Origin of the sequence: Pseudomonas sp. (genome assembly GCF_050739655.1) — a bacterium.
Taxonomy (GTDB): Bacteria; Pseudomonadota; Gammaproteobacteria; order Pseudomonadales; family Pseudomonadaceae; genus Aquipseudomonas.
In genome coordinates this window covers 1-7,010 of the sequence record NZ_JBOIBY010000019.1, presented here as the reverse complement: position 1 = coordinate 7,010, position 7,010 = coordinate 1, and the positions used below count along the sequence as shown (strand labels likewise).

General features: G+C 60.8%; 6 protein-coding genes and 4 pseudogenes. 5 read left to right on the top strand and 5 right to left on the bottom strand.

Annotation, left to right across the window (positions count from 1 at the left end; genetic code table 11):
• Positions 1–298 precede the first annotated feature (298 nt).
• The 3 genes and pseudogenes from ACRESJ_RS00930 to ACRESJ_RS00920 all read right to left on the bottom strand — a co-directional run bounded on the left by ACRESJ_RS00930 (position 299) and on the right by ACRESJ_RS00920 (position 1,142).
• Positions 299–598, bottom strand: a complete 300-nt coding sequence (locus ACRESJ_RS00930) for an antibiotic biosynthesis monooxygenase family protein (protein ID WP_431756196.1) — start codon at positions 596–598, stop codon at positions 299–301.
• Positions 599–745: 147 nt separating this feature from the next.
• Positions 746–882 (bottom strand): annotated as a pseudogene (locus ACRESJ_RS00925) (efflux RND transporter permease subunit); the annotation flags it as partial.
• Positions 883–962: 80 nt separating this feature from the next.
• A complete protein-coding gene (locus tag ACRESJ_RS00920; RefSeq protein WP_431756195.1) occupies positions 963–1,142 on the bottom strand; it encodes a hypothetical protein in 180 nt (59 codons plus the stop codon).
• Between the two features lie 344 nt (positions 1,143–1,486).
• Here ACRESJ_RS00920 and ACRESJ_RS00915 point away from each other — a divergent pair.
• From ACRESJ_RS00915 to ACRESJ_RS00900, 4 genes and pseudogenes are all read left to right on the top strand, one after another.
• Positions 1,487–1,684 (top strand): annotated as a pseudogene (locus ACRESJ_RS00915) (IS3 family transposase); the annotation flags it as partial.
• Between the two features lie 84 nt (positions 1,685–1,768).
• Positions 1,769–4,405 (top strand): YadA family autotransporter adhesin, encoded by a 2,637-nt coding sequence (locus tag ACRESJ_RS00910; protein WP_431756197.1) that lies wholly within the window; start codon positions 1,769–1,771, stop codon positions 4,403–4,405.
• Between the two features lie 312 nt (positions 4,406–4,717).
• Positions 4,718–4,816 (top strand): annotated as a pseudogene (locus ACRESJ_RS00905) (IS1595 family transposase); the annotation flags it as partial.
• 75 nt (positions 4,817–4,891) lie between these two features.
• Positions 4,892–5,597: pseudogene (locus tag ACRESJ_RS00900) on the top strand (IS5 family transposase).
• 117 nt (positions 5,598–5,714) lie between these two features.
• Here the strand turns inward: ACRESJ_RS00900 and ACRESJ_RS00895 are convergent.
• Both ACRESJ_RS00895 and ACRESJ_RS00890 read right to left on the bottom strand, forming a co-directional pair.
• Positions 5,715–6,101: a cupin domain-containing protein gene (locus ACRESJ_RS00895; RefSeq protein ID WP_431756194.1), complete on the bottom strand. Its 387-nt coding sequence runs from the start codon at positions 6,099–6,101 to the stop codon at positions 5,715–5,717.
• A gap of 276 nt (positions 6,102–6,377) precedes the next feature.
• The gene (locus ACRESJ_RS00890) at positions 6,378–6,554 is read right to left on the bottom strand and encodes a hypothetical protein (protein ID WP_431756193.1); all 177 of its coding nucleotides are present in this window, start codon (positions 6,552–6,554) and stop codon (positions 6,378–6,380) included.
• Positions 6,555–6,652: 98 nt separating this feature from the next.
• Here ACRESJ_RS00890 and ACRESJ_RS00885 point away from each other — a divergent pair.
• A partial coding sequence (locus tag ACRESJ_RS00885; RefSeq protein WP_431756192.1) for a hypothetical protein occupies positions 6,653–7,010 on the top strand: 358 nt, incomplete at its 3' end.

Below are 7,010 nucleotides of genomic sequence, written 5' to 3'. Positions count from 1 at the left end.
AATCCGTCTGGAGGTGCCCGCTGGCGCCTCCAAAACAGCACAACATAATCAATCTTAGGTGTCAGTCGGTCGCACATCGAGCCTGGCCCGAGAATTCAGGCCTCGAAGCTCGTTATTCAGAGCATCCCTAAGTGCGCACAGGCACTCACGCGGACTTGTTCGACGAATAAACATCTGACATGCAAAATGGTTGGATGTTATTCAGTTTTTTGCACGAATCCCTGCCGACGCTCAACTTGACCACGACAGTAGAGAGCTGGCTCCGGAAATCTGGACTGAACCGCCCGGGGCGGTTCAGTCAACTAACTGCTGTCTCTTCGTAGGCTAACTCATACAGCCCCGGGTAGCCCGTGAAGTCGGTCATCAGTTCAAGCTGGGCTTGGAATATCTCGGACGCCACCGCGGCCCGCCAAGCCTCCTCGTCACGCCATTCAGCGACATTGATAAATGCAAATCTGCCGACATCGGCGGTCTTGCGGTAAAATTCGGTGCCGATGTACCCGTCTGCGCCTTGGAGGATTTTCGTCAGTCGGTTCCAACCCTGAACAAACTCGTCTTCGCGCCCCGGCGGAACCTCGAAACAATGGATCAACTTCATGGGATTTCCTTTTTTATTTGATTGCAATTTACTCAGGCTGAATCGCCCTTGCACTTTATAATCCGCACCTTCGTGTTCCATGAGGATACTGAAATAGAGCCGAAGGTGGAAATCAGAACACTACCGCAAGGGGATGAGCTCCTGCATAGTCATGGTCAGCAGCATCGTGACCGGCATCACCGCCGCGGTGATCAGCGCGGCGCGCAGGTTGCCCAGCAACAGGAACAGGATCGCCACGACCAGTAGCGCGCCCCCACCAGGTTCTTCTGCACGGCGGCGATGGCCGATGCGCTCGCCGCGCTTCGCGCCGCTGGCCGCAATGGCGCGCTCAAGATCGGCGCCCCAAATGGCGTGCCGCTCGCCCTTAGTTGTTTCCCAAGGTGGCAAAGTAGCTCGGTCGGTTCTCCGGGTTGTTCTCGTAGGACGCTGCGCCATGCTCGACCAGGCGGCCGGCGCGTCGGTAGGTGAAGTCGTCGGCACCGGCAAACAGGGTCGCGGCCTCGCGATGCCGGGTCATATTGACATGGGCCGGGCTCCTATTCATGCCGGGGTCGCCAGCAGGTAAGCCCTATCAACGGTGACGACCTGAGCCTTGTGAATCGTGACGGCCGGTCATTGTGAACCATCCGTGGACAGCAAGGGCGGCCGTTCATAATACGTGCACGCAGAAACGATCAACGCACAGTACAATGTCGGGCTGACTCGCCGCCGCGACGACGACGAGCGCCGCGGAAAACCTTGGAGTGGACGGGCTGGTTTAATCACCAATGCCTACGGACGGGGCGATTCAGTTACACGCTACCCCGTGGCAGCATAAATTAAGCAAAACCGCCTCCTCAGAGCCCGGGTGAACCGCCCGGACTTAAACTCTTTTTAGAAGATGAAACCATGAACAAGTCGAGCAAGTTTCCCCCTGAAGTACGTGAACGCGCCGTGCGGCTAGTGCAGGAGCACCGCGGCGATTCCCCCTCCGTGTGGGCCACTGTAGAGTCGATAGCGCCGAAGATTGGCTGTGCACTGCAGACATTGCTGGGCTGGGTCCAGCATCAAGAGGTCGATTTTGGTGCACACGAGGGTGCAAGCACCTTACGGTTTACCTCGCCGAAACTTCCGTCCCGCTATCGCCGATCGGCCAGCTACTGGCTGGCCTTGAGTATCGCAGCGCCACTGGTGGCGCCGCTGCCTGCGGCGGCCCAAAGTATATGCGCCATCACAACAGGCGGCGGCGGCGGTGCCAATGCGACCGGCACCGGATCCTTCTCGTGCGGCACCAATGCCATTGCTTCCGCTGGCAATTCGACGGCCTTGGGATCTCTAGCTAACGCCGGCGCCGCGGGCGCCACCGCAGTGGGTACCCAAAGCCAGGCTACGGGTGTCAATAGCCTTGCGGTCGGTGGTTGGGTGGATCTCAACGGAAACGGTGTTTTCGATTCCAATGAACGAACCATAGCGAATGGTTTGCGCAGTATCTCCATCGGTGGTGCATCCCAGGCCAGCGACACAGATTCCATCGCATTTGGCCCCGGAGCAAGAGCCGGTGCAGTCAACGCCATGGCCTTTGGCGCTAACGCCCTAGCCATTGGGGCCGACGCCATGGCCTTTGGCGTTGGTAGCAGAGCTTCCGTTGGAAATTCGATTGCTTTTGGTGTACTAGCCCAAGCTAACGCGCTTGACGCAATGGCATTCGGCCACGCAGCCACCGCCACCGCTACCGGTGCGACCGCGCTGGGCTCCAGTGCGGATGCCTTGGCAACCAATACCGTTGCGATCGGCATGGATGCACAAGCCGGCTTCGCCAACAGCACCGCGATCGGTGCCGGCAGCGCCGCCATCAATGTTGCTAGTACGGCGGTGGGCCAAGGCAGCACTGCGTCCGCTCAAAATTCGACCACATTAGGCCAGAACAGCACTGCCAGCGCGGCACAGGCCACCGCACTGGGCCAAGATTCCCTCGCCAACGCCGGCCAGGCGACCGCCGTCGGACAATTGGCGAACGCAACCAACCTCAATACCACCGCCGTCGGTCAGAACACCTATGCCAGCGGCTTTCGCAGTACCGCGCTCGGCCAATCGGCTGATGCCACCGGCAATGACAGCACTGCAGTGGGCCAGAACGCACAGGCCATTGCCGACAACGCCGTGGCGTTTGGCCGTGGCAGCGACGCAAGCGCAGCGGGCAGCACAGCCTTGGGCACGACCAGCATGGCCTCGGCTATGAACGCGTCGGCTTTCGGCTTTGGCGCGCAAGCCACAGCGATCAATGCGGTGGCCATTGGTACCAATTCGGTGGCCAATCGTGCCAATACGGTGTCGATGGGTGCCGCGGGGACGGAGCGGCAGGTAGTCAATGTCGCGGCCGGCACTGTGGGAACGGATGCGGTGAACCTCACGCAGCTCACGGCGGTAGAAACGCTGGCCAACAACGCCCAGACGACGGCCAATCAAGGCGTTGCCGATGCAGCAACGGCGCAGACCGCCGCCACCGCCGCACAAGGCACGGCAGACACGGCGCTGACCAATGCGGCGACGGCGCAGGCCACCGCGGATAACGCCCAAACGACGGCCAATCAGGGCGTGGCCGATGCCGCTGCGGCGCAGGCCACGGCCAACAACGCGCGAACCGACGCCAGTCAGGCACTCAGCGAAGCCGGGGCAGCACAAACGACTGCCAATAACGCGCAAACCACCGCCAACACGGCCAATACCAATGCGACGGCGGCGCAGACGACTGCCAATCAAGGCGTGGCCGATGCGGCTGCGGCGCAGACCACGGCAAACAATGCCCAGTCCACCGCCACCGCCGCACAAGGCACGGCAGACGCTGCACTGACCAATGCGGCGACGGCGCAGACCACCGCGGATAACGCCCAGACGACGGCCAATCAGGGCGTGGCCGATGCGGCTGCGGCGCAGGCCACGGCCAACAACGTGCAAACCATCGCCAACACCGCCAATACCAATGCGACGGCGGCGCAGACTACCGCGAATGCCGCGCTGGTTGAAGCCAACAACAAGGTCACCCGGGGTGCCACCAGCGGCAGCAAAAGCCTGGCGGCGGGCGCCAGCAGCACAGCCACTGGCAATAACGCCAGTGCGTTTGGCGAGGGCAGTTTTGCTGCGGGTTCCAACGACACCGCCATCGGTACCAACGCCAAGGTCGCTGCCGACGGCAGCACGGCGGTAGGTGCCAACAGCAACGTGGCCGCGGCTGCCATTAATGCTGTGGCTGTGGGCGCAGATAGCAGCGTCATGGCCGCGTCCGGCACCGCCCTGGGCCAAGGCGCTTCGGCCACCGCGACAGGTGCCGTGGCGTTAGGGCAAGGCTCGGTAGCCAACCAGGCCAATACCGTGTCCGTCGGCGCCGCCGGTGCGGAACGGCGGGTGGTGAATGTCGCCAACGGCTCCGCGGCGACGGATGCGGTCAATGTCAGCCAGCTGCAGGCCGGCAACGCGACCACGCTTAAGCAGGCCAATACCTATACCGACAATGCCATCAACCAGGCACTGAATTTCGACTTCAGCGGATTGGATGAGCGCCTGCTGGGTATCGACAACCGGTTGGGCCAGCAGGACAGGCGCATCAGTCGGATAGGCGCGATGAGTACGGCGATGCTCAACATGGCCACCAGCGCAGCCGGCGTGCACACCCAGAACCGGTTGGGCGTTGGTGTCGGTTTCCAGAACGGCGAATCGGCATTGTCGATCGGCTACCAACGCGCGATTTCCGACCGCGCCACGGTGACCATTGGCGGTGCCGTGAGCGGTGATGACCGTTCGATCGGTGCTGGCGCGGGCTTCGGCTGGTAACACGCTGTCGCGACGCCAGCCCGCAACACACGGACTGGCGTCCTTTCGAAAAGGCCAACAGGCGCTACCTTTACCGGCGCCTTTCAGCGTAATTCCGCCTGTCACTCAGTCAGCAGAAGCTCTGCGAGCATTGCGTCACTCAGTTGTGTGGCGGGTGACCACGATATTGGCCGCCCGGCCGCCGCGTCAGCCGATATGGCTCAAGCAGCTTCCACCGCCGATGATATGGGATCCAGCCGAGATATGTGTATAAACGCCCAAAATAATTAATTTTGGGGCTGTAGTAGATAAGGCCGGGTTTAAGCTGCAAGGATGGGTCTGAACCGCTGCAAATTAAGCCTAAAGCTGCAATCCCGGCTGGTCGAGTTCTTCTTGCTTGAAGTGACGGCCCGTTCGGCTGCCAGCGTCCTCTGGCCGAAGTGATTCATCGATTCGGTAACCTAAGAACCTGTTCACGATCTTGCCTAAGAGTTGGATAATGGCAGGATGCGCAAGAAGACGTACCGCCCGAGTGACATGGGCCGCGCGCGGTTCGAGCAGATCCGGCCGCAGCTGGAACAAGCGCGCAAGCGCACCAAGCCGCGAACGGTGGATCTATACGAAGTGTGGTGTGCGGTGCTGTACCTGCTGCGTACGGGTTGCCAGTGGCGCGCCTTGCCCAGTGACTTTCCCAAGTGGCGCACGGTGCACTCTTACTTTGCCAAGTGGAGTGAGCCCGATGATGAAGGAGTGAGCCTGCTGGAGCAGGCGCTCAAAAATCAGGTTGGCGCGGCCCGCTTGAGACAGGGGCGCAACGCCTGCACGTCGCTCTTGATCGTGGACGCGCAGAGCGTGAAGAACAGCGACACGGCAGGCCAAAAGGGTTATGGACGCAGGCAAGAAGATCTCGGGCATCAAGCGCCACATTGCCATGGACGCGCAGGGGCTGCCGCACGCCATCGCTGTGAGCTATGTGGGTGAGCCCTTTGCGCAGGGCGTGCGCGACATCCTGGGCGAGACCGTGACGGTGCAGATCGCCAAGCACAGCGAGCTGCACACCTTCAAGTTATGCCCAAACGCTGGGTCGTCGAGCGCAGCTTTGCTTGGCTGGAGAAGAACAGACGACTATGGAAAAACTGCGAACGTCTACTCAATACAAGGCCTGCAATTCATACATTTGTCCTTCCTGACTCTGCTGCTACGAAGATCGTGAACAGGTTCTAACATCAAAACCAATTCAATAGGGGTGGGTTGCAGGTCTGTGCAGGGGTCATCAATCGGCATCGGGTGGTTTCTCTGATCGACGTCTGCGAAAAGCGGAATGATCGCCTCAGCTTCCTGTAGGCACTACACCCGCCCGTTCTACCATCAGTACCACCGAGCGTCCGCGCGAATGCGGGCAGTGCATGACACCCTTGGGTACTGTAAAGGCCTGGCCTTGCTTGAGGTTGATCATCCGGTCTTCAAGCTCGATGTCGAGATGTCCTTCCATCGCCAGGAAAAACTCATCGGTATCGTCATGTTTATGCCAATGGAAGTCGCCGTCCATCACACCCAATCTGACCCAAGTGTCGTTGACAGCGCAAAGGGTACGGTTCCACCAGGGCACCTGCTGCGCGCCGATTTCGGTGATATCGAAATCTTCCGAGCCACCGAACATGACGCTGTTGGTCTCGATATCGTAGCGTGCCTCGATCTTGGCTTCGCGTTTAGGCATTGTAACCGGCTCCATCCGAACTCGTGATCATCTGCCTGCTGTTCGCGGCGCCGGGCCAAAAGACTTGCCGGCGCGAACTCTTTGTCTGGCTATACAAAACACCCGCCAACTGGACAGCGCCGCCGATTCAACTGGACGCCGACGCCAGCGAGATGGACACCCCGAGATGGACACCCACCGTGCCCACGTTTGCTTAGCGTTTTCATTGACGTTCATACATCAATTCGCCCTTGAGCACAAGATCATAGCTGCACTGCATCCGGTTAGGTGGGTGTATCAATGGATGCCATGAGGCCTTGATCTCACCGGTTGAGACGACATCGCCTTCCTCGGTTCGACCAGTTCTCGCTCGAGGCGCCCATGGCGCTCCAGCCACTGACTGTTGTCGCGGTTGAGCTGCAACGGCTCGTGGTTCTTGGTCGTCAGCGCCTCGTCGGCCTGGCGCAGTGCCACCTGCAACTCCTGCACCTGGTGCTCATGCCGGCGCTGCTCCTGCTCGTGCTGCCCCTTCACCGAGGTCCGTAGTGCTCCAACGCGTCGCGGGATTGCGCATGGGCCTCGTGTTCGACCAGGCGCGCGTTCAAACCCGCGACGCGTTCGCCCAACTGCGCGACTTCGGTCACCCGCACGGCCAGAGTTTCCTGGGTGGCGGCATAGGCCGCCCTTTCCTCGTACAGTGCGGTCTCGGTGCGCTGGAGCTGGGTACTCAGTGCGGCCGTTTCCTGCCGGGTGCGCTCCAAGGCCTCGTTGAGCTCCTGCAACTGCGCGTCGAAGCGATACCGGGCCTAGGCGATGGCCGCCTCGGCCTCCTAGTGCAGCAGCGGCGCCGCCGCGCCCGGAAAATGTTCTTACACGGTCGTGACTTAGGTCGATTTTGGCTGCTTTTTACACGAATCCCTGCCGACCCTC